This window comes from Kitasatospora sp. NPDC092286 (assembly GCF_044755565.1).
In the GTDB taxonomy this organism is placed as follows: domain Bacteria; phylum Actinomycetota; class Actinomycetes; order Streptomycetales; family Streptomycetaceae; genus Kitasatospora.
Map to the genome: position 1 here is coordinate 23,688 of NZ_JBIVRD010000051.1, position 23,559 is coordinate 47,246.

Annotated in this window: 24 protein-coding genes, 1 tRNA gene and 2 pseudogenes; 12 read left to right on the top strand and 15 right to left on the bottom strand. The window is 74.9% G+C overall.

From position 1 onward, the window contains the following. Position 1: 1 nt before the first annotated feature. A complete protein-coding gene (locus ACIQIB_RS34715; RefSeq protein ID WP_400762912.1) occupies positions 2-838 on the top strand; it encodes a thiopeptide-type bacteriocin biosynthesis protein in 837 nt (278 codons plus the stop codon). 243 nt (positions 839-1,081) lie between these two features. Here ACIQIB_RS34715 and ACIQIB_RS34720 read toward each other — a convergent pair whose 3' ends face one another. Genes ACIQIB_RS34720 through ACIQIB_RS34730 form a run of 3 tightly spaced genes read right to left on the bottom strand, consistent with a single transcriptional unit; the run spans position 1,082 to position 4,676 of the window. Beyond that, positions 1,082-3,166: a xanthine dehydrogenase family protein molybdopterin-binding subunit gene (locus tag ACIQIB_RS34720; protein WP_400762914.1), complete on the bottom strand. Its 2,085-nt coding sequence runs from the start codon at positions 3,164-3,166 to the stop codon at positions 1,082-1,084. After that, positions 3,163-4,158, bottom strand: a complete 996-nt coding sequence (locus tag ACIQIB_RS34725) for a xanthine dehydrogenase family protein subunit M (protein ID WP_363606080.1) — start codon at positions 4,156-4,158, stop codon at positions 3,163-3,165. The genes ACIQIB_RS34720 and ACIQIB_RS34725 overlap by 4 nt, the downstream gene beginning before the upstream one ends. After that, entirely contained in the window at positions 4,155-4,676 is a 522-nt protein-coding gene (locus ACIQIB_RS34730; RefSeq protein ID WP_400652542.1) for a (2Fe-2S)-binding protein, read from the bottom strand. Before ACIQIB_RS34730 ends, ACIQIB_RS34725 begins: the two co-directional genes overlap by 4 nt. Before the next feature lie 163 nt (positions 4,677-4,839). Here ACIQIB_RS34730 and ACIQIB_RS34735 point away from each other — a divergent pair. After that, a tRNA-Met gene (locus ACIQIB_RS34735) sits at positions 4,840-4,913 on the top strand. A 115-nt stretch (positions 4,914-5,028) separates the two neighbouring features. Here the strand turns inward: ACIQIB_RS34735 and ACIQIB_RS34740 are convergent. The 3 genes from ACIQIB_RS34740 to ACIQIB_RS34750 all read right to left on the bottom strand — a co-directional run bounded on the left by ACIQIB_RS34740 (position 5,029) and on the right by ACIQIB_RS34750 (position 7,465). Beyond that, positions 5,029-6,225: a hypothetical protein gene (locus tag ACIQIB_RS34740; protein ID WP_400762917.1), complete on the bottom strand. Its 1,197-nt coding sequence runs from the start codon at positions 6,223-6,225 to the stop codon at positions 5,029-5,031. A 41-nt stretch (positions 6,226-6,266) separates the two neighbouring features. Beyond that, positions 6,267-6,797: a SigE family RNA polymerase sigma factor gene (locus ACIQIB_RS34745; RefSeq protein WP_363606083.1), complete on the bottom strand. Its 531-nt coding sequence runs from the start codon at positions 6,795-6,797 to the stop codon at positions 6,267-6,269. Positions 6,798-6,874: 77 nt separating this feature from the next. Further along, the gene (locus ACIQIB_RS34750; RefSeq protein WP_400762919.1) at positions 6,875-7,465 is read right to left on the bottom strand and encodes an isochorismatase family protein; all 591 of its coding nucleotides are present in this window, start codon (positions 7,463-7,465) and stop codon (positions 6,875-6,877) included. A 247-nt stretch (positions 7,466-7,712) separates the two neighbouring features. Between ACIQIB_RS34750 and ACIQIB_RS34755 the strand changes: the two genes are divergently transcribed. From ACIQIB_RS34755 to ACIQIB_RS34770, 4 genes are all read left to right on the top strand, one after another. Beyond that, positions 7,713-9,137 carry an FAD-dependent oxidoreductase gene (locus ACIQIB_RS34755; RefSeq protein ID WP_400762921.1) on the top strand — a complete coding sequence of 475 codons (1,425 nt, stop codon included), beginning with the start codon at positions 7,713-7,715 and terminating at the stop codon, positions 9,135-9,137. A 149-nt stretch (positions 9,138-9,286) separates the two neighbouring features. Beyond that, positions 9,287-9,880, top strand: a complete 594-nt coding sequence (locus tag ACIQIB_RS34760; RefSeq protein ID WP_400762923.1) for a histone deacetylase — start codon at positions 9,287-9,289, stop codon at positions 9,878-9,880. 136 nt (positions 9,881-10,016) lie between these two features. Then, positions 10,017-10,733 (top strand): hypothetical protein, encoded by a 717-nt coding sequence (locus tag ACIQIB_RS34765; RefSeq protein ID WP_400762925.1) that lies wholly within the window; start codon positions 10,017-10,019, stop codon positions 10,731-10,733. A 249-nt stretch (positions 10,734-10,982) separates the two neighbouring features. Next, positions 10,983-11,282: a hypothetical protein gene (locus ACIQIB_RS34770; RefSeq protein ID WP_400762927.1), complete on the top strand. Its 300-nt coding sequence runs from the start codon at positions 10,983-10,985 to the stop codon at positions 11,280-11,282. A gap of 68 nt (positions 11,283-11,350) precedes the next feature. Here the strand turns inward: ACIQIB_RS34770 and ACIQIB_RS34775 are convergent, their stop codons facing one another. After that, the gene (locus ACIQIB_RS34775) at positions 11,351-11,902 is read right to left on the bottom strand and encodes a hypothetical protein (protein ID WP_363606089.1); all 552 of its coding nucleotides are present in this window, start codon (positions 11,900-11,902) and stop codon (positions 11,351-11,353) included. Between the two features lie 164 nt (positions 11,903-12,066). Between ACIQIB_RS34775 and ACIQIB_RS34780 the strand changes: the two genes are divergently transcribed. Further along, complete coding sequence (locus tag ACIQIB_RS34780) at positions 12,067-12,909, top strand: isocitrate lyase/phosphoenolpyruvate mutase family protein (protein WP_400762929.1); 843 nt, start codon at positions 12,067-12,069, stop codon at positions 12,907-12,909. A 74-nt stretch (positions 12,910-12,983) separates the two neighbouring features. On the opposite strand, the gene ACIQIB_RS34785 is transcribed toward ACIQIB_RS34780, so the two are convergent. From ACIQIB_RS34785 to ACIQIB_RS34795, 3 genes are all read right to left on the bottom strand, one after another. Continuing rightward, positions 12,984-13,697 carry a chitinase gene (locus ACIQIB_RS34785; protein WP_400762931.1) on the bottom strand — a complete coding sequence of 238 codons (714 nt, stop codon included), beginning with the start codon at positions 13,695-13,697 and terminating at the stop codon, positions 12,984-12,986. Between the two features lie 359 nt (positions 13,698-14,056). Next, positions 14,057-14,248, bottom strand: a complete 192-nt coding sequence (locus ACIQIB_RS34790) for a hypothetical protein (protein WP_363606095.1) — start codon at positions 14,246-14,248, stop codon at positions 14,057-14,059. A gap of 466 nt (positions 14,249-14,714) precedes the next feature. After that, positions 14,715-15,143: a VOC family protein gene (locus tag ACIQIB_RS34795; RefSeq protein ID WP_363606097.1), complete on the bottom strand. Its 429-nt coding sequence runs from the start codon at positions 15,141-15,143 to the stop codon at positions 14,715-14,717. A gap of 126 nt (positions 15,144-15,269) precedes the next feature. Here ACIQIB_RS34795 and ACIQIB_RS34800 point away from each other — a divergent pair, with 126 nt between their 5' ends. The 3 genes from ACIQIB_RS34800 to ACIQIB_RS34810 all read left to right on the top strand — a co-directional run bounded on the left by ACIQIB_RS34800 (position 15,270) and on the right by ACIQIB_RS34810 (position 18,566). Further along, positions 15,270-16,103: a helix-turn-helix domain-containing protein gene (locus tag ACIQIB_RS34800; protein ID WP_363606098.1), complete on the top strand. Its 834-nt coding sequence runs from the start codon at positions 15,270-15,272 to the stop codon at positions 16,101-16,103. A 362-nt stretch (positions 16,104-16,465) separates the two neighbouring features. Further along, entirely contained in the window at positions 16,466-17,692 is a 1,227-nt protein-coding gene (locus ACIQIB_RS34805; protein ID WP_400762933.1) for a macrolide family glycosyltransferase, read from the top strand. 649 nt (positions 17,693-18,341) lie between these two features. Beyond that, positions 18,342-18,566, top strand: coding sequence for a hypothetical protein (locus tag ACIQIB_RS34810; protein ID WP_400652755.1), 225 nt, complete (start codon positions 18,342-18,344; stop codon positions 18,564-18,566). Positions 18,567-18,852: 286 nt separating this feature from the next. Here the strand turns inward: ACIQIB_RS34810 and ACIQIB_RS34815 are convergent. Next, a pseudogene (locus ACIQIB_RS34815) lies at positions 18,853-19,116 on the bottom strand (Scr1 family TA system antitoxin-like transcriptional regulator); the annotation flags it as partial. A gap of 249 nt (positions 19,117-19,365) precedes the next feature. Here ACIQIB_RS34815 and ACIQIB_RS34820 point away from each other — a divergent pair. Further along, positions 19,366-19,575: pseudogene (locus ACIQIB_RS34820) on the top strand (NUDIX domain-containing protein); the annotation flags it as partial. A 385-nt stretch (positions 19,576-19,960) separates the two neighbouring features. Continuing rightward, entirely contained in the window at positions 19,961-20,503 is a 543-nt protein-coding gene (locus tag ACIQIB_RS34825; protein WP_400762935.1) for an MOSC domain-containing protein, read from the top strand. A 153-nt stretch (positions 20,504-20,656) separates the two neighbouring features. Here the strand turns inward: ACIQIB_RS34825 and ACIQIB_RS34830 are convergent, their stop codons facing one another. From ACIQIB_RS34830 to ACIQIB_RS34845, 4 genes are all read right to left on the bottom strand, one after another. Continuing rightward, complete coding sequence (locus ACIQIB_RS34830; RefSeq protein ID WP_363606106.1) at positions 20,657-21,028, bottom strand: hypothetical protein; 372 nt, start codon at positions 21,026-21,028, stop codon at positions 20,657-20,659. A 409-nt stretch (positions 21,029-21,437) separates the two neighbouring features. Then, positions 21,438-21,641: a cold-shock protein gene (locus ACIQIB_RS34835; RefSeq protein ID WP_042388274.1), complete on the bottom strand. Its 204-nt coding sequence runs from the start codon at positions 21,639-21,641 to the stop codon at positions 21,438-21,440. Between the two features lie 304 nt (positions 21,642-21,945). Then, positions 21,946-22,311, bottom strand: a complete 366-nt coding sequence (locus ACIQIB_RS34840; RefSeq protein WP_400652577.1) for a hypothetical protein — start codon at positions 22,309-22,311, stop codon at positions 21,946-21,948. Positions 22,312-22,420: 109 nt separating this feature from the next. Beyond that, a complete protein-coding gene (locus ACIQIB_RS34845; protein WP_363606110.1) occupies positions 22,421-23,317 on the bottom strand; it encodes a neutral zinc metallopeptidase in 897 nt (298 codons plus the stop codon). Positions 23,318-23,559 lie beyond the last annotated feature (242 nt).

Below are 23,559 nucleotides of genomic sequence, written 5' to 3' on the forward strand. Positions count from 1 at the left end.
CGTGACCGACACCGCCAAGCCCCCGTGGCTCCACTACCACCTGCACCTGACCGACATCGGTGCTGCCGAAAAGTCCGCCGCACAGTACCTCGGGCCCGCCCTGACAGCATTGGAGAACGAGGGCGTCGTCACGTCCTGGCACTTCCTGCGCAAAGGCGACCGATGGCGGCTGCGCTACCAGCCGCCCACCCCTGAGCGAGCCGACGCCGCCACTGCTGCCGTGGACGCGGTACTGGAGAACTGCCGCACCAGCAACGTGATCACCGGCTGGACCTCGGTGATCTACGAGCCCGAGACGCTTGCCTTCGGCGGGGAGGAAGCGATGGAGGTCACGCACCGGCTGTTCCACCTCGACAGTCACCGCACCCTTTCCTATCTGCGGGCCGTTCACAGTGCCCAACAGGTGGACCATCGCCGCGAGTTGTCCGTGCTTCTCGGGATCGCGATGATGCGCGGCGCAGGCCTGGACTGGTACGAGATCGGCGACACGTGGGCCACGGTCGCGGAGAACCGCCCCTCCGCCCCGGGCGTCGACCCCGGGCGCCGACTCCGCAACAGCGTCGGCGCCCTGCTCCGGGCCGACACCGGTCCCACGTCCACGCTCCTCACGGTGGGACAGCTTTCCTTCGCCGCGCCGTGGTTCGCCGCCTTCACCGAATGCGGCCGGGAGCTGCGGGTGCTCGCCGACAACGGCCGGCTCCGGCGCGGGCTGCGGGCTGTCCTCGCCCGTCATCAGCTGTTCCACGCCAACCGGCTCGGCATCACCCACCAGCACCAGGCACTGCTGGCCACGGCCGCCGCTACCACCGTCCTCGGACTCACCCCAGAGGCCTCATGACAGCCGTTCCGCCGCCCGGCCCGCTCGCCGACGCGCTCCGCTACTTCCCCCTTGTCCCCCGCACTCGACTCCACCGAGCGGGTCATCCACGACCTTGCCGGCGCATAGCGACAGCGAGGCGTCGGGGAGCCTGATGCTCCCCGACGGCCCGGCGCCGACCCGGGGTACGGCCAACGCGACGCGATGTCCTGGACCACCGTGCTGCGCCTACCCGTGCGGGCCGGCCCCGGTCATCTGACTCGGCTAGCCCGGCAGGTGCGGGAGCAGAAGCTCGGGGCGTACCGGCAGCGTCCTGATCCGGACGCCGGTGGCGTGGTGGACGGCGTTCGCCACGGCGGCGGCGGTGCCGACGATTCCGATCTCGCCGATTCCCTTGGATCCCATGGGGTTCAGCCGGGTGTCCCGTTCCTCGACCCAGTACGCCTCGACCACGGGCACGTCGGCGTTGACGGCCACATGGTACGAGGCGAGGTCGCGTTCCGCGTGGTCTCCGAACTCCGGGTCCATGGTGCTGTGTTCGAGCAGGGCCATCGAGATCCCCATGATCATTCCGCCGGTGAGCTGCGAGCGGGCGGTGCGCTCGTTGAGGATCCGGCCGGCCGCGAACACCCCGAGCAGCCGGCGCACCCGCACCTCCCCGGTGTCCGCGTCCACCGCCACCTGTGCGAACTGCGCGCCGAACGCGTGCCGTGCGAACTCGCTGCCGGCCCGGACGGCTTCGGTGGTGTCCGCCCGGAACCGCACGCCCCCGGCGGGCAGCGGCCCCGGGCCCCGGGCGGCCAGCGCGCGGCGCAGTCCGGCGCACGCCTCGTGGACGGCCCATCCCCAGGAGGAGGTGCCCGAGGAGCCGCCCGCCACGGAGGCTCGCGGCAGGTCGCTGCGCCCGATGTCGACGGACACCCGTGCGACGGGGGCGTCGAGGGCCTCGGCGGCGATCTGGGCGAGGACGGTGCGGGCGCCGGTGCCGATGTCGGTGGCGTTGGTGCGCAGCAGGTAGCCGCCGTCGGGGAGGGCGACGGCCTCGGCGGTGGAGGGGAAGACCAGGACGGGGAAGGTCGAGGCGGCGACTCCGGTGCCGAGGAGCCATCGTCCGTCCTGGCGGGGGCCGTGGGCGCGCAGGCGCGGCCAGTCGAAGCGGCGGGCGCCTTCGCGCAGGCATTCGACCAGGTGGCGGCTGCTGAAGGGGCGGTCGCTGTCGGGTTCGAGGGCGGGTTCGTTGCGGATGCGCAGGTCGACCGGGTCCGTGCCGCAGGCCTCGGCGAGTTCGTCGATGGCGCTTTCCAGGGCGAACATGCCCGGTGCTTCGCCGGGTGCGCGCATCCAGGAGGGGGTCGGGACGTCCTGGCGTACGACCCGGTGGGTGGTGCGGCTGTGCGGGGAGGTGTACATGATGCGGGCGGGGACGGCGGCCTGTTCGACGAACTCCTGGACTGTGGAGGAGCGGGTGGTCACTTCGTGGGCGAGGGCGGTGAGTTCGCCGTGGTCGGTGGCGCCGAGGCGGATCCGGTGCAGGGTGGGTGCGCGGTGTCCGGTGAGGGCGGTGAGGTGGGCGCGGGGCAGTGCGAGGCGGACCGGCCGGCCGGTGTGGCGGGCGGCCATGGCGGCCAGGACCACGTGCGGGCGGGTGGTGCCTTTGCTGCCGAAGCCGCCGCCGACGTGTTCGCTGGTCACCAGGACGTCCGCGGGGGTGAGGCCGAAGAGTGCGGCGAGCGTCTCCTGGACGGTGGTGGTGCCCTGGCTGGAGTCGTGGACGGTCAGCCGTCCGTCCGTCCAGTGGGCGGTGGCGGTGTGCGGTTCCATCGGGTGGTTGTGCAGGGGGCCGACGCGGTAGGTGCGGTCGATCCGTACGGGTGCCTGCCGGTAGGCGGTGTCGAAGTCGCCGCGTTCGCGGACGGCGGGGTCGCCGCCGTTGGCGGTCTCGGGGGTGTAGAGGCCCGGGTGGTCCTCGGTCAGGACGACGTCGTGCGGTTCGGCGGTGTAGGTGATCTCGATGGCGGCGGCGCCGGCGCGGGCGTCCTGCGGGGTCTCGGCGACGACCAGGGCGGCGACCTGGCCGCGGTGCGCGATCCGCGGGGACTGGAGGACGAGCAGGGTGGGGTCGCCGTCTTCGGGGAGGGCGAGTGCGGGGGCGTTGCGGTGGGTGAGGACGGCGAGGACGCCGGGTGTCGCGAGCGCGGCCTCGGTGCGGAGGGCGGTGATGTCGCCGCGGGCGACGGTGGCCGGTACCGGCCAGGCGTGTGCCAGTGCCCGGGGGTGGTGGTCGCCGGCGTAGCGGGCGGTGCCGGTGACCTTCTCCCAGGCCTCCAGGCGGGTGGCGGCGGTGCTCATCGGTCCTCCTGTTCCCGGGCGAGGCGGGTCAGTTCGCGTACGGCGAGGCGCCGGGCCAGCGGTACTTTGAACGCGTTGTCGGGCAGCGGGCGGGCGGGGGCGAGTTCGGCGTCCACGGCCTGGGCGAACTCGGCGGCGGTGGCGGGCCGGCCGCGGAGCGCGGCCTCGGCGGTCAGGGCCCGCCACGGTTTGGGGGCCAGGCCGCCGAAGGCGAGCCGGACCGTTTCGACCCGTCCGTCGCGCAGTGCCAGCAGGACGGCGAGCGAGGTGGTCGCGAAGGCGAAGGAGGCGCGGTCGCGGACCTTGCGGTAGGCCGAGCGGGCGCCGGCGGGCGGTGGCGGCAGTTCGACGGCGGTGATCAGTTCGGCGGGTGCCAGTTCGGTGTCGCGTTCGGGGGTGTCGCCGGGCAGGCGGTGGAGGGCGGTGAGCGGCAGTGTGCGGTCGCCGTCCGGGCCGGTGAGGTGGACGACGGCGTCCAGCAGGGCGAGGGCCACCGCGAGGTCGGAGGGGTGGGTGGCCACGCAGTGCTCGGAGGTGCCCAGGACCGCGAGGTCCCGGTGGACGCCGGTGCGGGCGGGGCAGCCGGAGCCCGGCCGCCGTTTGTTGCAGGGTTTGGTGATGTCCTGGAAGTAGAGGCAGCGGGTGCGCTGGAGCAGGTTGCCTCCGGTGGTGGCCATGTTGCGCAGCTGGCCGCTGGCGCCGGCGAGCAGGGCCTGGGCGAGCGCCGGGTAGCGGTCGCGGACCAGGGGGTGGGCGGCGAGGTCGGTGTTGCGGACGGTCGCGCCGATCCGCAGGCCGCCCCGGGGTGTCTCCTCGGTCCGGTCGAGCGGGAGGCGGGCGATGTCCACCAGGCGGGCGGGCCGTTCGACGCCGAGTTTCATCAGGTCGACGAGGTTGGTGCCGCCGGCCAGGGCCCGGGTGCCCGGGTCGGCGGCCAGCAGCGCGACGGCGGAGGCCACGTCCGTCGCCCTGGTGTAGCCGAGGGGCCTCATGCGTGGGCCTGCGGGGCGGTCCGGGCGGCCAGCACGCGCTGTACGGCGCGGATGATTCCGGGGTAGGCGCCGCAGCGGCAGATGTTGCCGCTGAGCAGGTCGCGGATCGTCGCCTCGTCGGCCGGGTCGGCCCCGGCGGTGGTCTCCGCCGGCAGGCCGGCGGCCGAGCAGAGCTGGCCGGGGGTGCAGAAGCCGCACTGGAGGGCGTCCTCCTCGACGAACGCCCGCTGCAGGGGGTGTGGCCCGTCGGGGCCGGCCAGGCCTTCGACGGTGGTGACGGCGGCGCCGTCCTGTGCGACGGCCAGCAGCAGGCAGCTGTTGACCCGGCGTTCTTCGAGCAGCACGGTGCAGGCGCCGCACTGGCCGTGGTCGCAGCCCTTCTTGGCGCCGGTGAGGCCGAGTTGTTCACGCAGCACGTCCAGCAGGGTGGAGCGGTGGTCCACGGTCGGGGTGTGCGTGCGGCCGTTGACCGTCAGGGTGATGGCGCTGCTGGTCGGCGCGGTGTCGGTGGCGTTCATGCGCCCAGGCATTCCACCCGTGGGCGGGGCGGACGCCCGTGGGCCGGCAGGACCACCGGTTCGCCGCAGCCGCCCGGTTTGCCGGTTTCCCGGTCTTCGTGGGCGTGTGGTCCGGATCCCGTTAGGTAATGCGCGGCGTGTGCCGTACTGTCGTGGTTACCGACGCGGGGTGGAGCAGCTCGGTAGCTCGCTGGGCTCATAACCCAGAGGTCGCAGGTTCAAATCCTGTCCCCGCTACGAAACGACGGGCCCGGCGCACACAGTGTGCCGGGCCCGTCGCTGTTCGTCCGTGCGAGCGCTCCGCGGGGGCCGGTGGTCCGTCATCGGGTGCCCGGCCCCCGGTGGGGAGGTGTCAGCCGCGCCAGGTCGGGGAGGCCGTCAGGGTGACCAGTTGGTCCATGGTCAGCACCTCGCGTCCGGGCAGCGGCGGGACGTCCGGCCAGACGCCGGGGGCGGTCTGAACGGCGCTCACCCGGGTGCCGTCCGGGTGGAGGGCCTCGACGGCCCAGGAGAGCACCGGGCCGTTCTCGTCCGAGTCCGCCCGTACCTCGCGGCGGACCACCGAGGTCCCGTCAGCGGTGCGGACGCGGGAGTTCGGATCGACGCTCGACTCGAAGGCCTCCCGGGTGATGACGGCGCCGCGCTGCGCGGTGAGTCCGAGGTGGGCCTGGCGGTCCCGGCCGGCCAGCGTCAGATCCGACTGGCCGTCGCCGAACCGGCCTTCGGGGACGGTGGCCGTCACGCCTTGGGGCAGCAGGGCGACGGCGGTCTCGGCGATCCTGGCCGCCGGGAGGCCGGAGAAGGCGGTCTTGGGGTACTTCGGGGCGACCAGTGCGCCGAACACCGGGTCCCAGTCGCCGCTGGTGACGATCGCGACCATCTGCGGCACGGTGATGGAGATGTCCGTCGCGGTGGCCGTCTGTCCGGGAGCGCCGGCGACGGCGTCCAGGCGGATGCGGCGTCCGTCCGGTCCGGTGGCGAGGACGGTCCGGGTGCGGTCCGCCGACCCCGGCCGCCCGGTGGCCGACTGCACCAGGACGATCGTCCCGTCGGGGCGGACCGTGCGCTCGCACTCGCCCGGCTGGTCCCCCGTCATGCACTCGGTGCCCTCGGTGCTCGCGTCGACCGGCAGGGCCACCCGTTCGGTGGTCAGGCTGAGCCGGGTGGGGCCGTGGCCGTCGTCGAACACGAAGACCACCTGGGGGCCGGCTTGTGGCGGCTGGACCTCCCCCAGGCCCGCGCCGTGGGCGTCGGACACCGTCCCGGGCGGCAGCAGCGTGCGGACGGTCCGTTCCATGAAGGCGCCGGTGATCGGCTGCTCGCCGGCCGGAGCGACGCTGCCGCCGCCACCACCGCCCGGGAGCACGGCGGCGGCGGTCAGTGCGAGCAGGACCATCCCCGTGGACACGGCCAGCACGGCGGCGCGCCGGCGCCGGCGGATCACCCGGCCACGGGCGGCGGCACCGGCGGCGAACGCGGCCAGGTGCGGCCGAGGGGCCAGCTCGGCCGCCCCGCGCAGGGCGTGGGCGAGATCGTCCTCGTACGGCATGGTGCGGCTCTCCTCGGGCTGGGGTCCGGACGGGTTCGGCGTCACTTCGTGGCCAGTTCTGCGAGTTCGGTGCCGAGTACGGAGCGCAGCCGCTCCAGTGCCCGTCCGCTGCGGGTGCGGACCGCGCCCGCCCGCAGTTTCAGGGCCGCCGCCGTCTCCTCCACGCTGCGGTCCTCCCAGAACCGGAGCACCAGCACCGCCCGGTCCTGGGGCGGGAGTTGGGCGAGCGCGCGGAGCAGCGTCAGCCGCAGGAGCGGGTCGGCGTCGCTGACCGGCGTCTCGGAGAACGTGTCGGTGACGTGCTCGCCGCTGCTCCGGCGTCGCTTGTGCGTGAGGAAGGTGTTGACCAGGGTGGTCTGCGCGTAGCCGGCCGGGTTCGCCAGCCGCGAGACGGTGCGCCACCTGGCGAACATCCGGCCCAGCGTCTCCTGGGCCAGGTCCTCCGCCAGATGGGCGTCGCCGCCGGTGAGCAGGAACGCCGTTCTCACCAGGTGTGGACCGCGCCCGGCGGCGAACTCCAGGAAGTCCGCCGGCCGGTCGGGGGCCGGGTCGTGCTCCGTCGTGTGCCTCATGCCCTTCCAACGCGGTGGCGGTGCGATCGCGTCACAGCCCGCCCATGGACGGCGGGATGACCGCGGTGCGGGCGGGCTCAGCCGAGGACGACGGGTTCGCCGCTCAGCACGACGCCCGCCCGGCGCAGTTCGGTGATCGCGCGGTCGGTGCTGTCGGCGGCGATCCCGGCCGTGTAGTCGAGCAGGACGTGGACGGCGAAGCCGGCCCGTACGCCGTCCAGCGCGGTGGCCTTCACACAGTTGTCGGTGGCGATGCCGACGACGTCGACCTTGCCGACGCCCCGCGCGCGCAGCCAGTCCGCCAGGGACGTGCCGTCTTCGGCCGCGCCTTCGAAGCCGCTCTTGGAGGCGGAGTGCGCCCCCTTGTAGAAGACCTCGTCGACGGCCTCGGGGACGACGGGCGCGAAGTCCGGGTGGAAGGCGCTTCCCTCGCTGCCGGCCACGCAGTGCGCGGGGAAGGAGTTCTGGAAGTCCGGGTGGTCGGAGAAGTGGCTGCCCGGGTCGATGTGGTGGTCGCGGGTCGCGACGACGTGCGCGTACCGGTGGCCGGCCGAGCGCCGGACCAGGCGGGCGATGGCGGCGGCCCGGTCCGCGCCTCCCCCGACCGGAACGCTTCCCCCCTCGCAGAAGTCCTTCTGCACATCGACGACGATCAGTGCGCGGCTCACGGTAGGGCCTTTCTTTCGTGGGAACCCTTCGCCCCATCCGTGCCCCCGCCGCCGCGGGCGGGCGCACGACGGCCCGCTCATTCACCCGGCCGACCGCTCCGGTGCGGGGCGGCCGGGGCGGGTGCGACGATGGAGGCGACGGCGCCCGTCGATCCGACCCGTCCGCACCCGGCCCTCCGCATCCGGCCGCCCGCCTGCCGCGCCCGCGCGGGCGCGGCGTTCACGGCCGCGGCGGGAGGAGGAGGCCATGACAGCTCTCCCGTGCCCGCCCCGGGCCCAGGGGGCGCCGTGCCTGCGGGTGGCGGTGGTCGGCTCGGGTCCGGCCGGCCTCTACACGGCCGAGGCGCTGGTCCAGCAGGCCGCGTACGTCGCGGTGGACGTGCTGGAGCGGCTGCCCACCCCCTACGGGCTGGTGCGCTACGGCGTCGCCCCCGACCACCCGTCGATCAGGTCGATCGCGGACTACCTGCGGCGGGTGCTCGAACACCCGCGGGTGCGGTTCCTCGGCGGCCTGCGCCTGGGCGGGGAGGTGACCCGCGAGATGCTGCTCTCCTGCTACGACGCGGTGGTGTACGCGACCGGCGCGGCCCGGGACCGGACGCTGGGGGTGCCCGGCGAGGACCTGCCGGGCAGTGCCGCGGCCGCCGACTTCGTCCGCTGGTACTGCGGGCATCCGGACGTCGACCCGGCGATGTTCGGCCTCGGCGCCCGGGCGGTCGCGGTGATCGGGGCCGGCAACGTGGCCCTGGACGTGGCGCGGGTGCTGGCCCGCCCGGCCGCCGACTTCGGCGCCACCGACGTGCCGGAGCCGGTGCTCGCGGCCCTGGCGGCCAGCCGGGTCGAGGAGGTGCACGTCATCAGCCGCCGCGGGCCCGCCCAGGCCCGCTTCACCACCAGGGAGCTGCGCGAGCTCGGCGAGCTGCCGGGCGTCGACGTCACCGTCGAGGCGGCGCGCGGCGAACTCGACGGGGACGCCCCGGCCGGGGACGCCGGCGGCCCCGAGGCGCCGGACCGCCGGGTGCGGGGCAACCTGGCCGTGCTCGCGGACTGGGCCGGCCGGGAGCGGCGGGGCGGGCCCCGGCGGGTGTCGGTGCGGTTCTGGCGCCGGCCGGTGGAGATCCTCGGCACCGGCCGGGTGAGCGCGCTGCGCCTGGAGCGGACCGTGCCGGCGGAGCCGGGCCGGGCCGTCGGTACCGGCGTGTACGAGGTGCTCCCCGTGCAGCTGGTCCTGCGTTCGGTCGGCTACCGGTCCGTCCCGCTGGCCGGGGTGCCCTTCGACGCGCGGCGCGCCGTGGTGCCCAACGCCGAGGGGCGGGTGCTGGACGCCGACGGCCGGCCGCGGCCGGGCGAGTACGTCGTCGGCTGGCTCAAGCGCGGGCCCTTTGGGGTGATCGGGACCAACAGGGCCGACGCCGCGCAGACGGTCCGCGCCCTGCTCGCCGACCGGGCCCCGGGCGCGGTGCCGGCGCACCGGCCGGATCCGGCCGCGCCGCCGCTGGCCGACCAGCTGGCCGCCCGCGGCGTGCGTCCGGTGACCTACGCCGAGTGGCTCGGCATCGACGAGAGCGAGCACCGGAGCGCGGCCGCCCTCGGCCGGGGCGACCGGGTGAAGCTGAGCGGCTGGGAGGCCCTGAACACCGCGAGCGGCCACCGGCCGGGCGCCGCGCGGTGACCGTGGCCCGCCCGGGGGCCGCCGGATACCGTCGTGCGCCATGGACGACACACGACGGACCCTCGGCCGGCCGGCTGGTCGGCCCGACGGGTCCGGCCGCGGGAGCCGGGGCCCGCGGCCGGGTCTGGTACGCCGCCTACGGCTCGAACATGCACGCCGGCCGGCTGGCCTGCTACCTGCGCGGCGGCCGGCCCGCGGGCGGCGCCCGGACGTATCCCGGGTGCCGGGACACCCGGCCGCCCGAACGGACGGCTCCGGTGCTGCTGCCCGGGCTGCTGTACTTCGCCCTGGAGTCGCTCGTGTGGACCGGCGGGATGGCCTTCTACGACCCCGACGGGCCCGGCCGGATGCCCGCCCGCGCCTATCTGGTCACCACCGGGCAGCTCAGTGACATCGCCGCCCAGGAGATGCGCCGGGAGCCGGGCGCCGACCTCGACCTGGCACCCGTGCTCGGCACCGGCCGCGACCGGTTCGGCCCCGGCCGGTACGAGACGCTCGTGTGCCCCGGCACCCTCGGCGGCCTGCCCGTCCTGACCCTCACCGCGCCGTGGCGGCTGGACGGCGCCGACCTCAGCCCGCCCTCCCCCGCCTACCTCCGCCACCTCGCCGCCGGCCTCGCCGAGGCCCACGGCTGGAGCCCGCGACGGGCCGCCGGCTACCTGGCCACCCGCCCCGGCGCCGCCGGGCACTGGACCCCGGCCGGCGTCCTCGCGGCCCTGGAGGAGGCCGCGCGCAACCCCTGACCACGGCCCCCGCGGCCGGGAGGAGCCGTGCCCCTGAACCGGAACGGCCGTGCCGGTCCCGGTTTCCCCGGCCCGGGGGCCGGGTCCTACACTGTCAGGCTCCGCACCGCCTGACACCCCGTTGGAGAACGACCCGGTGACCACCCTTGCCGAGAGCCAGGGCATCGATCTGCCGCAGTTGTCGGACGCCCTGGTCCGCCTCGTGAACCTCGTCTTCGGCCCCGGCGCCGTCGCGTCGTTCCTCATCGCGGTGATCGCCGCCGGAACGTGCTACCAGTGGGGGCGCGGCACCTACCGGGCCACCCGGCGCACGGGCCGCACGGTACTGGCCGCGGCGCGCTTCAGCATCCGGCACGTGCGCCAAGTCCCCGTCCCCCGGCGGATCCTGGCTTCCTGCGCGAGCCTGGCGGTGCTCTGCCTCCAGGCCGCCTGGCTGTACACGACGCACGTGTTCGCCTGCGTCCTCGCCGCGAACTTCAGCGACGACGCGGGCGGCGGTTTCGACGAGATCGTCCGGTGGGAGGGCTGGAGCCCGTACTACACGCTGACGTGCGCCGCTCTCGCGCTGCTCGCCTACGTCCTCGCGCTCAGGAGCGACGGCGGCGCCGTGCCGCTGCTCGGTCTGCTGGCGGCTCTCGTGCCCGTGCTCTGCGCGGCTCCGGTCGTGCTCATCGCCGTCTTCGCCACGGTCGTCGCGGCCCTCGTCCAGCTCTTCGGTTCCGGCCATTCCTGGTCCGACGCCGGGTACTTCTGGCTGGTCGGCCTCGTTCTGCTCGCCTACGCGGCGACGGGCTACGCCGCGCTGACCGCCACCAGGCGCACGGCCGCCGCCTGGCGCCGCCCAGGGCCGTGACCGGCCGCGGCCCGACGCCGTCCTCGAACTGCCGTACGGCATACGCCACATCGGCCTCACCGTGCCCGCGCGGATCCGGCCCCGGGCGAAGGGCCCGGTGTCCCCCGGTCGGGTCGGGTTCGCGAAAACACGCATGAACGGCCGCCCGATGAGGGATGATCACAGCCGGGAGTCCGAACGGGCCCCCGAGGGGGTACGGGAAAGCGCGGGGGCACCAGGATGCGGGAGCCGGCAACACGCCAGCGTCTGTTGGAACACCTCGGCGAGCAGCTCGCCTGGTGGGGCGCGCCCGTTCCGGAGGATCCGGGTACGGGCGAACTCGCCGAACTGGCCCACGAGCTCGCCGCCTGGCGGGCCCGGCACAACGACGAGCGCATGCAGGCGGCGGCCGTCCTGCTGGAGAGCGCCGCACACCGTCTCGACGCCTGCGCGCGGCTCTTCGGCGCCGCCCACGTCCTGCAGCACTGGCACCTCTCCCACGCCCGCCGCGATCTCGGCCGCGCCCAGGCCTGCCTCCAGCAGCCGTCGGCCCTGCCCTCGTCCGGCTGACCACCTGACCGCCTGACCGGTCGCGCACGCCAATGGGTGTGCCGCACGCGCAGGCGGGCGGGGCTGGTTCAGTCCGTGCTCAGCGGCACGTCGCTGAGGCGCTGCACACCGGCGAGTATCCGGGGCGCGGTGGTGTCCAGGCCGCCCGGCAGGATGACCAGGGGGCTGCCGAACCGCCGGGTCAGGGCGGCCGCCCGGGCCGCGGGCCGGGAGAAGGGCAGGACCGACGGCAGCGCGGGCAGTGTGACGCCCGGCCGGGCGACGAAGACCACCGCGGCCGGCCGCCGGCCGCCGCCGGGGCCCCAGCGGACCTCGCTCAGGTCCGGCCAGGGGACGGTGCGCCGGCCGTGGACGGTGACCCCTTCGGCATCCAGACGCACCAGGCAGCCCATGGCCCGCAGGCGACGGCGCACGGTCAGCACGAAGACCGCACCCCCCGCACCGAACGCGAGGGTGGCGCACCCCAGCGGGAAGGAGAGACCGCTGGAGGGATCGAGCAGCAGCCGCAGGGAGAGCAGGACCGGGAAGGACAAGCCCAGCAGAACAGGGGCGAAGCCCCAGGGCCTGAGCCGGACTTCCAGCGGGGACAGGTCCTGGCGGTACGCGTCGGCGGAGGACATGCGGGCAGCGTACGCGGCGGCCGGGCACCGTCCCGCACCGGGTACGGCGTCAACGGGCGTGGCCGGGAGTGGAGTTCGCCCTGGCGCGGGAGGACTCGCGGCGGGCCGGCGCCGGCGGACCGCCCGGGCGGCCGCGCGCCGTCCCGTTCTGGTGGAATGCCGGCATGACGACGCTTCGCGACAAGGCCCTGCTGTTCCGCTCGCTGCACGTCCCCGGCCGGCCCCTGGTGCTGCCCAACGCCTGGGACGTCGCCTCCGCGCGGATCGTGGCGCAGGCCGGCGCCGCCGCGGTCGCCACCACCAGTGCGGGCGTCGCGTGGGCCCTGGGCCACGGCGACGGCGACCGCCTGGACCGGGACCTGGGCCTCGGCCTGGTCGCCCGGGTCGCCGCCGCGGTCGACGTTCCCGTGACGGCCGATGTCGAGAGCGGCTACGCGTCCGCCCCCGCCGGGGTGGCCGAGACCGTGCGCGGTGTCCTCGCCGCCGGAGCCGTCGGCATCAACCTGGAGGACTCGCTCCGCTCGGGCCCCGACCCGCTGCGCCCCGTCCGGGAGCAGTGCGAGCGGATCGCGGCGGCCCGCGGCGCCGCGGACGGCGCCGGTGTGCCGCTGTTCGTCAACGCCCGGATCGACACCCACCGTCTGCCGGGCGGTGACCCCTCGGTGTGGCGGAGGGAGACCCTGGCCAGGGCGGAGGCCTACGTGGCGGCCGGCGCCGACGGGGTGTTCGTGCTCGGCACGCCGAACGCGGCGGCCGTCACGGCGCTCACGGAGGCGGTGCCCGTTCCGGTGAACGTCCTGGCCGGCCCCGGGGGTTGGGCCGTGTCCGCGCTCGCGGCGCTGGGCGTCGCCCGCGTCAGCGCCGGGTCCTCGATCGCGGAGGCGGCGTACGGGCTGGTCGCGCGCGCCGCCCGGGAGCTGCTCACCGACGGCACCTGCCGGGCCCTGGAGGGCGGGCTCGCCTACGGCGAGCTCAACGCGCTGCTGCTGGCGGAGCCCCGCCGCTGACCCGCGGTCGGGACCGGGGCCGGCGGCGGGCAGCGGGCGGTACGGGCGGTGCGGAGGAGAGGGGCGCGGCCCGGTCAGCAGGACAGGTTGCCGCCGGCGTCGGTGCCGAGGACGCCGGCGAAGTTCTGGTAGAGGTTGATGCGGTCCTGGCGCTCGCCGGGGTTGTTGCCGTTGCACTCCAGGGCGCCGTTGATGCTGCGGATCGTCTCGCCGAAGCCCCTGTTGTTGACCATCGCGTCGTGCGGGGTCATCGTGCCGGCGCCCTTCTGGGTGTTCCAGAACCACAGGCCGGTCTTCCAGGAGACGGCGGCGTCCCTCTCCACCAGGTACGGGTTGTTCAGCAGGTCGATGTGCAGGGCGTCGCCGGCGGCCTTGTAGTTGTAGTTCCAGCTCAGCTGCAGCGGGCCGCGCCCGTAGTAGGCGCTCTGCCCGGCCGGGCAGCCGTACGGCTGCGAAGCGTCGCAGTAGTGCGGGTAGTTGGCGGTGTTCTGCTCGACGATGTACTTCAGGCCGCCGGTCTCGTGGCTCACGTTGGCGAGGAAGGCCGCCGCCTCGCGCTTGCGGACCGTGTCGCCGCCGGTGGCGGCGAAGCCGGGGTAGGCGCTCAGCGCGTCGGTCAGGCCCTGGTAGGTGTAGAAGGAATTGCGGTTCGGGAACATCTGGCTGAACTGGGCCTGGCTGACCACGAATGTGCCGGCGGCGGCCGAGGCGGCCGTCGGGGCGGCCAGGGCCAGCGCACCCGTGACGGCGGCCGAGGTCATGGCGGCAAGGACGCGGAATGCGGACATCTTCACTCCTCCGGCGGCGCGGACGTGCCGCGTGGGTTCACCTGACGGACGCTCCGGTGATTCGGGGGCGAAACACCGGGGCAATCGTCGCGCGGATTTCCCGGGTGCCGGGGAAGTCTGAGCGAAACCACTCTTTCGATGAAGGACCGGTCGCCGGGTTGACGACGGGTCGGGGCGTGCGCGGGCTCCCGCCACCCGGCCGCCGCCCGGCGGCAGGTGCGGATCGCGGCGCCGGTGGAACCGCGGCCGCCGGGGCCGCCGGGGCCGGAACCGGAGGTCCGCGGGGACGGCTGCCCTGCAGGAGCAGCGGTCGGCGGGGCGGCGGGGGGTGCGGTGGGGGGTGCAGCCGGGGCGGGTGGTCAGCCCCAGATCATGTCGCCGGGCGGGAGCGGCGTGGCGGTCGGGGCCGGGGTCGGCACGGCGGTGGTGGCGGTGGTGGTGGCGGGCCGGTCCGGGGCTGCCTCGGCGGCGGCGAGGGCGGGGACCAGGCCGGCGAGGGCGAGGGCCAGGGTGGTGACCGCGGCGGCCCTGGCGATGGTGGTACGGAACACGGTGGTATCCCCTTCGGATGCGACGTGGCGGTGGATTCCGGTGCTCGCGTCCCGCGGTGACGCTTCGTCCGGTGCGCCTCCCGGGCGGTGCTCCCTGGTGGCGAGTACCAGCTTCGTCGCGGCTCCGGCCCTCCGGAAGGGTTCTCCGGTGGACGGAAACGTCCCCGGACCGTTCCGGCCAGGACCGGCGCGGGCCGCCGCCCGGCGAAGGGGTGCGCGTGGGCACGGCGGGCCGGTCCGGGGCGTCACCCGGCTTCCGGGCGACGGGGGGCCCGGGGGGCCCCCCCCCCCCCGGGCGGGGGGGGGGGCCCCCCCCCCGCCCCCGCCGGGGGGGGGGGGGGGGGCGGGGCCGGGGGGGGGGGGGGGGGGGGCCCGGGGGGGCGGGGGGGGGGCCCCCCCCGGGGGCGGGGGGGGGGGGCCCGGGGGCCCCCCCCCCCCCGGGGGGGGGGGGGGGGCCCACCGGTCCTCAGTCGCCCTGGGCGGTGGGGCGGTGGTGGACGTACTCGACCTCCGTGCCGTCGGGGTGGCGGGCGTTGAAGCCGGCACCGGTGGGGACCTTCTGGAGCGGGAAGGTGATCTGCGCGCCCTCGGCGACGAGCCGGTCGTAGTACGGCTGCACGTCGTCCACCAGCAGCGTGCCGGCCGTGGCGCGGAAGGGCCGCAGGTCCTCCTCCGCGCCCGAGATGAGGAGGAACGCGCCGACGGTGGCCAGCCGCAGGGGGCCGAAGGAGAACCTGGCGTCCGCCTCGGTGCCCTGGAGCCGCTCGTAGAAGGCGATGCCCTCGTCGAGGCCGTCGGGCCGCAGGAAGACCCGGACGAGGACGCGGGGTTCGGTCAGGTGGGAGGAGTCGTTGCGCCGCCGCCACACCAGGGGTGTCTGCTGTTCTGCTGTCATGCCGTCAGCCTCGCGCGCCCCGCCCGGCCGGGGCAGGCCACCGTTCATGGGGTGAGCCCTGCTCATAGGAACAGCCCCGGCCCCCGCAGGAGCGGCCTCGTAGGATCGGCCTCGTAGGATCGGGGCATGGACGTGTCGCTGCGCCGTGAGCTCGGTGCCCATCTGCGGGCCGCGCGGGCGCAGGTGGGCCCACAGGACGTCGGCCTCGGCAGCGGCGGCCGGCGCCGTGCCCCGGGGCTGCGGCGCGAGGAGGTCGCCGCGCTGGCCGGCGTCAGCGTCGCCTGGTACACGTGGCTGGAGCAGGGGCGTGTGGCCACGTCGCGGCAGGTCATCGACGCGGTCTGCCGGGCGCTGCGGATGGACCCGGACGCCCACCGGCACGCCCTGGCGCTGGCCGGGTTCCTGCCCGCTCCCCCGCTGGCCGGGCGGCCGGAACGGGCCGGGGCCGGGCCGCAGACGCTGGCGCTCGTCGGCAGCTGGCACGCCACCCCGGCGCTGGTCATGGACGAGCGGTTCGACATCCTGGCGGGCAACGCGGCCCACCGCCGCCTGTGGGGCGATCCCGGCGAGCTCCCCGACGAGCGGCGCAACCTGCTGCTGCAACTCGCCGCCGGGCCCGGCGGCCGCTACCGGATCGCCGACCGGGAACCGCTGCTGCGCGGCCTGTACGAGCAGTTCCGCACCGCCGTCGGCCACGTCCCGGACGACCCCAGGGCCTCGGAGATCGTCCGGCTCCTCCACCGGGAGCGGCCCGACGCCGCGCACTGGTGGCAGTGCCGCACGGTCGCCGACTTCCGGCCCACCACGGTCGAGGTGACGGACACCGGGGACGCCGCGCACGTGCTGCGGCTGACGTTCTCCCTGCTGCGCCCGGTGGCCGAGCCCGGGGTGCTGCTGCTCGCCCAGACGGCGGCCGACACCGCCACCGGCGAACTGCTCGCCCGGCCCCCGGACCACTAGCCCGCGCGTTTCGGCCGGGCTCCGCCAAGCCAGGTTGACGGCGTTGGCGGTGTTCTGCTGTGCGGGTGTGGTCGCGGGGCATGCCGAGGGCCCGGCGTGGTGGCCGCCGGTGGCGTCCGCGGGCTCCGCGGACGGGGAACGCGACGCGGAAAAGCGGATGCGCCGGGAAACCGGCCGGGCTAGGGTTCCGGGCCATGTGGCTTTTCTTCCAGATCTACGGCTGACGCCGGGCGGGGCAGTGCCCCGATCCCGTGCCGCGCACCCGCGCGCCCTCCCGCGACAGGCTCGGCCGGCGGGACGGTTTCACGCGGCGCTGCGCCAATTCCCTTTCGCCGCAGACCCGAAGTGGAGTCCGATCTTCCATGACCCGTCGCCGTGCCCATATCGCGATGGTCGGCATCCCGGCCGTCAGCCACGTCCTTCCGAGCCTTGAGATCATCCGCGAGCTGGTGGCTCGCGGGCACCGGGTGACGTACGCCAACGACTCGGCGGTGGCCGACCTGATCTCGGCCACCGGCGCCGAGTTCGTGCCGTACCGCTCAAGCCTGCCGGTCGACGACAACGCCTGGCCCGAGGACCCCATCGGCGCGATGGACGTCTTCCTCGACGACGCCGTCCAGGCGCTCCCGCAACTGCGCGCCGCCTACGACGACGATCGCCCGGACCTCTACCTGTACGACATCGGCGGCTACGTCGCACGCGTCCTCGCGGAGTCACAGGGCAGGCCGATCGTCCAGCTGTCCCCGACCTATGTGGCCTGGGACGGCCACAAGCAGGAAGTCGAAGCACAGCTGTGGCAACTGCCGGACGCGGAGGCCTTCCTGGCGAAGGGCGCGCGCTGGCTCGCCGAGAACGGGGCGGCCACCACGGACGCGGCCGACTTCCTGGGCCGCCCCGCGCGGGTGCTGGCGACGGTTCCACGGGCCATGCAGCCGAACGCGGACCGGGTCGACACCGAGGTGGTGACCTTCGTCGGCCCCTGCTTCGCCGGGCGGGCGGGGGAAAGCCGCTGGGAGCGTCCGGCCGGCGCGGAGAAGGTGCTGCTGGTCTCGCTGGGGTCCTCGTTCACACGCCGGCCGGAGTTCTACCGCCAGTGCCTGGCGGCCTACGGGGACCTGCCCGGCTGGCACGTCGTCCTCCAGATCGGCAAGTACACCGGTCCGAGGGAACTGGGAAAGATCCCGGCCAACGTCGAGGTGCACTCCTGGGTGCCTCAACTGGCGGTGCTGGAACAGGCGGACGCGTTCGTCACCCATGCGGGCATGGGCGGCAGCAGCGAGGGCCTGTACACCGGCGTGCCGATGATCGCCGTCCCACAGGCCGTCGACCAGTTCACCAACGCCGACCGGCTGGTGGAACTGGGCGTGGCCCGCCGGATCGACACAGCGGAGGCGACGGGGGAAACGCTGCTGGCAGCGCTGACGGAGCTCGTCGCGGATCCGGAGGTGGCCCGCCGCCTGGCGCAGCTGCGTGCGCAGACGCGAGCCGAGGGCGGTACGCGGCGGGCGGCCGATCTCATCGAGGAGGAGTTGAGCCTCGCGGAGGCCGCCGGGCAGGCGGCGAACGGCGCGGAGGCCGCCGCCCGCTGAGGCGGGTCCGACCGGGGATTGCCGCCGGCCCGGCTTCGAGCGCCTCTCGAGGCCGGGCCGGCTGCCGCGAGCGGACGGTCCGGCCGTCACGAAGGTGGAGATACTCCTCCGGAATGTGCGAGGGCGCGGGGATCATGAGGCCGGGGGGGAATGATCCGGTGCGTCCAAGTGCTGCCGTGCCGGCCGTCGCCGTTGGGGCAGTACTGGGCCTGTCGGCCTGTTCGCACCATTGGCCCGCACAGGCCGCGGGCAGCACGCCCCCCGCTGCGGTGCCCCTGCAGGACCGGCTGCGCGAAGGTCTGCCGACAGCCGGCCGGCTCCCCTCCGAATTCCAGTTGCTGACAGACGAGACCGACTCCGCCACGGCCGGCACACCGGCCTCCGGCGCCCCGATCGCGTCGATGCCGTGCCCGGAACTCTCGCCCGGCCACTTCCTGACGGCCCGCGCCCGGCCCCTGGAGGACGTGGCGGTGGGGCTGGAGAAGCCTTCCGCCGACGCGGACGGCTTCGGCTGGTTCGGCCAGGAGTCGCTCGACCGCTACGCACCCGGCCAGGCCGCCGCCGTCCTGGCCGCCATCCGAAGCACCGCGCAGCGCTGCGCCTCCTGCACGGACACGCTCCCCGTCGGGGTTCCCCGACGGGGAACGCCGTGTCCACGGCAGAAGCCGGCGTTCCGGCGGATGACGGCCTGGTGCTCCGGATCACCTCGGCCTTCCCCGACAACCCGGAACCCTTCATCACCGAGACGGCCTTCGTCCGCGAGGGCGACGTGATCCTCGCGGTGCACAAGGTGGTGACGCAGAAGCCTTTGTCCGGCGTGGAGGCCGTCCTCCCGGCTGCCCTGGCGGCGTACCGGGCGGCTGCCACCGGCTGACGCACACGCCGAGAGGAACCCGGGTCGCGCACGCCGAGAGGAAGGAACCCGGGTCGCGCAGCCGGGCCACACGACCCGGCTGCGCCGCTGCAACCGATCGCATGAACGCCCAGGCGCCGTCGAGCGTTGCTGTGCGACAGTGAACGGGAAGCCGGCTGGTTCGACTGTCTGTGCCGGGGGCGGGGCTTCGGGGCTGCCGGCGTCCGACAGCCGGGCGCTCCTCGGCAGGCCGGTAGGGCGCGATCTGAATGATGACGTGCGATCTCTCGGTCGACTCCTCAAGGCGGCAGAGCTGTTCGGCCATGACCGCGGGCCCTCCGATCGGCCGGCGAAGAACTCCTTCATCCAGGACGACATGGACGGGTGTCGGATCAGCCGGCTTCCGCTGTCGCGTCGTCGGGAACCTGAGCCGATCCTCCGCCTGTTCCGGGGCGGCTTCACCGCGCCGGACGGTGCCGGACTCGTGAGCAGTGGCGTGGCCGAGGTGCTGGAGGATGCCCGGCGCCATGTCCGTCTCGGACAGCCTGACGTAGACGGCTTCGCGTTCCATGGGGATGTGCTCCGCGAACCCTGCGATGAATGCCCCGTTCTTCCGGCTCCACCAGAGCAGCTCGCCGCGCGGAACCGGGCCTCCCGTCTGCACCCCGCCGCGCTGGCCGAACGCGCGGCCTCGTGACCCGTGCGGCGGCGCCCCCGCCCGCCGCACCGCGCCGCCAGACCCCGCTCCGCCGCCAACTCGCGTTGCCGGAGCCGGACATGCCCTCACGCAGGAGTGCGGCCATGCGGTCCCGCACGTCCGGTGGCACCCGTATCCCGCGCGGCCCGCCCGGCCGCCGACCGGGATGCCTCCGTTCTCGTCACCGACGAGGACGACCGTGTGCTCCTGGTGGACCCGGACCACAAGGACGGCCTGTTCCTCCCCGGCGGCAGCGCCGACCCCGACGAACCGCCCCACGGGGCCGCCGCACGCCGCCTGCGCGTCGAGACCGGGCTCGGCCGTCCCGTCACCCGCCTGCTGACGGCCGGCTTCGTGCCCGCGGACGTCTGTCCCGGGGGGCCTGGGCCTGGTCTTCGACGGCGGCACCCTCACCCGCCGGCAGGCGGCCCGGGTCGCCGTCCCGCCCGTCCGCGGAAGCGGGCCGCGCGGACACCGGCGGGTCGGCCCCGGCGACCTGCACGCGGTCCTGCGCCCCGACCGGAACCGGAGAGTGCGGGCGGCGCTGGGCACCAGGCTGTCCAGCCGGGCCTCCCCCGTCCTGGTCAACGGCCGCCCGGCCGGACGACAGCCCCGCCTCCCGCCGCCCGGACACCTCGACCGAACACGGGCGCTGTGCCCCGGGAACCGCAGGCTAGGCTCTTGGCGGACCACCGCTGCCGAAGAGGGGGTTCGCGGGATGAGCGGGACGGTAACGGCCGTCAGCAGCAGCGGCGAGTACTCGTTCACCAAACCCAGCCGGGCCGGCATCACGCTGCTCGCGGGGCTCGGTGTGGAGGGGGACGTGCACGCCGGCGTCACGGTCAGGCACCGCTCGCGGGTCGCGCAGGACCCCACCCGGCCGAACCTGCGTCAGGTCCACCTCATGCACGAGGAGCTCTTCACCGAAGTCGGCGAGGAGGGATTCGACGTGGCGCCCGGCGAACTCGGCGAGAACATCACCACCAGGGGCGTCGACCTGCTCGGCCTGCCCGTCGGGGCGCTGCTGCGCATCGGCGACGAGGCGGTCGTGGAGGTCACCGGTCTGCGCAGTCCCTGCCTGCAGATCGACAGGTTCCGGGACGGGCTGCTGAAGAAGGTCGTCGGCCGTGACGAGGCCGGGAATATCGTGCGTAAGGCCGGGATCATGGGCGTCGTCCGGGCGGGCGGCGTGGTGCGTCCCGGCGACGCGGTCACGGTGGAGCTCCCGGACGGGCCGCACCGGCCCCTCGACCGGGTCTGAGCCCTTCCCCCGGGCAGGCCGTCAGGCCGGGGCGGTGGGCGCGTCACCGGTCCGGGGCCCGTGGTGCTCCCGTCCTGGCGGACCGCTCCTGCGCCCCGTCCCGGTGACGGGGCGCAGGGGCAGGGGCAGGGGCAGGGGCAGGGCGGCCGCCGGTCACTGGTCGGAGTAGCTGAGGTCCCCCACGCTCCAGCTGCTGACGTCCTTGATCGCGATGCGGTACATGCCGCCGGTGTGGGGCAGGCCGTAGCTGCCCTGAAGGATCTTGGCGACGTGCAGGTGCAGATGGGTCGCCGGCCCGGTGGTGGCCGAGGAGGCGTCCGGGGGGTCGGTGAACAGCGCTGCGAAGGGTTTGAGGTGCTCGGAGGCTTCGAGGACCTCGGCGACCCGTTCGCGCCACACCGCCTCGGCGGCGAGCCTTCCGGTGATGACAGCGCCGGGGACGACCACGGTGACGGGCATCTGGTTGCTTCCGGTGGACTCCACCATGGTGGCGATATCGGTGAGCAGCTGATCCGGTTTGGACATGCCGCCAGGCTAACCGTCGCGGCCTGCGCCGGGCCAGGGGCGCCGGAGGGGTGTCGCCGGGACGCGGCGCCCGGACCGGGCCGCGGGGCCGGGCCGCGGGGCCGGGCCGCGGGACCGGGCCGCGGGACCGGGCCACGGGACCGGGCCACGGGACCGGACTGCGGGACCGGACTGCGGGGCCGGGCCGCGGGACCGGGCCGCGGGACCGGACTGCGGGACCGGACTGCGGGACCGGACTGCGGGGCCGGACTGCGGGGCCGGACTGCGGGACCGGACCACGGGGCCGGGCCACGGGGTCGGGCTGCGGGGTCGGGCTGCGGGGTCGGCCGGGTATGCCGAAGGGCCCGTACCGCGCGATCGCGTGGTACGGGCCCCGTGCTGTCCGGCGGGAGCCGTGCAGCGGCAGGAACTACAGCGGGCGAATGTTCTCCGCCTGCGGGCCCTTCTGGCCCTGCGTGACGTCGAACTCGACCTTCTGGCCCTCGAGCAGCTCACGGAAGCCCTGGGCGTTGATGTTCGAGTAGTGGGCGAAGACGTCCGGGCCGCCACCCTCCTGCTCGATGAAGCCGAAGCCCTTCTCCGCGTTGAACCACTTCACAGTGCCATTAGCCATTAAAAATTCTCCTTCAAAGGGCATTCCGAAACCCGCACCTCGCAGGTCCCGTGTCGCCGCTATGATGACCCGCCCGGGGAAGAGCCGGGAAACAAAAATGCGCCTGCCGTTACAACCAGCAGGCGCACACAGAGTTCATGGGAACCAAAACTGCAACTAAGAACGACTGTAGCAGGCGGCAAAGCGAAACGGCGGGTTTTCCGGGGCCTCTTTTTTCGGGGCGGGGCGCCCGGCCCCGGCCGCCCCCCGGCGGCGGGACCGGGTCGGGGGGCGGGCCGGGTGCCGGCCTGGCGGCGCGGGCCGGTCAGGGGCGGTCGAGGGTGATGGAGTTGATCGGGCCGAGGTCGGCGTGGACGCCGTTCTGGGCGGGGATGTCGTAGCCGCAGCCGGTGCCGTTGTAGCCGGTGCACAGGTGGGCGTGGGCGCCGCCGGACTGGTTGTTGAGGACCCAGTGGTTGCCGTGCTGGTTGCTGAGGTTGTGGGCGCCGTAGCTCCAGAAGACGTCCGTGGGGGTGGTGGCGGGCGAGTCCTGGGGGTAGACGCAGACGGCGCCGTAGGGGCAGTTCTCCCAGGAGCCGCCGTCGGCGGCCTGGGCGCCGGTGACGGTGAGGACGGTGATCGCGGCGGTCGCGAGGGCGAGCGCGGCGGCGGCGTGCAGGATCCTGCGCATGAGGGTCTCCCTTGCTGGTGACGACCGGCCTGGCCTGGCCGGTCGTCAGCAGCGTAGGAGCGCCGGGGCGGCCGCGGTCCCTGACGGATGACAGGGTGGGCGGCGTCGGTCAGCGCTGGGCGAAGGTGTCGCAGCGGGCCATGTCGCCGGTGCGGTAGCCGGTGGTGAACCAGGTCTTGCGCTGGTCGGAGGAGCCGTGGGTCCAGGTGTCGGGGTCGACGCGGCCGGTGGCCTGCTTCTGGATGCGGTCGTCGCCGACGGCGGCCGCGGCGTCGAGGCCCTGGGCGATGTCCTGGTCGGTGAGGGCGCTGATCAGGGGCCGGCCGGTGGAGGGCTGGGGGGTGGTGGTGGCGTGGTGGGCCCAGACGCCGGCGTAGCAGTCGGCCTGGAGTTCGAGCTTGACGGAGGCGCTGTTCTGGCCCTGGCGGTCGCCGCCGACCTTCTGGGTGGTGCCGGTGAGGTTCTGGATGTGGTGGCCGTACTCGTGGGCGATGACGTAGGCCTCGGCGAAGGGGCCGCCGCGGGCGCCGAAGCGGGTGGAGAGCTCGTCGAAGAAGCCGAGGTCGACGTAGGCCTTGCGGTCGCCGGGGCAGTAGAAGGGGCCGACGGCGGAGGTGGCCGGGCCGCAGGCGGTGGAGACCCGGTCGGTGAACAGGACGGTCTCGGCGGGGCGGTAGGCGGTGCCGTGGCGGGGCAGTTCGGCGCGCCAGTAGTCCTGGAGGCTGTTGGTGACGGCGACGATGCGGCAGTCCTGGCGGCGGTTGGCGTCGGCGCCGCTCTTGCAGGTCTTCTGGACCTCGCCGGCGGTGCGGGGTCCCGCGGCGGAGCCGGAGCCGGAGGTGCCGTCGGTGAGGCCGAGGACGGCGGGGTCGACGCCGAGCAGGACGGCGAACAGGACCGCGATCAGGCCCACGGCGCCGCCGCCGATGGCGATCTTCCCGCCGGGGATTCCGCGCCGGTCGTCGACCTGTGAGGTGTCGAGGTCGCCCTGGTCGTCGAACTGCATCCTTGCCCATCCTCGCGCGACGGTCCGTCTGTCACCGCCCGGCCACGGTGGCCGGGGGCCCGTGCCCCCGGGCGCGGGTGCGGGTGCGCTGGTCAGGGGCGGTTCGCCCAGGGTACGGGGGGTGTGGGCCGGTTCGTGGGACGGGGCCCGGGACGTGGAGCGCGCGGGACGTGGGCGCCGGGGCGGCACGGCGGTGTCCCGGACCGCGGGCGGACGGCAGGTCGGGGGTCAGCCGGGTCCGG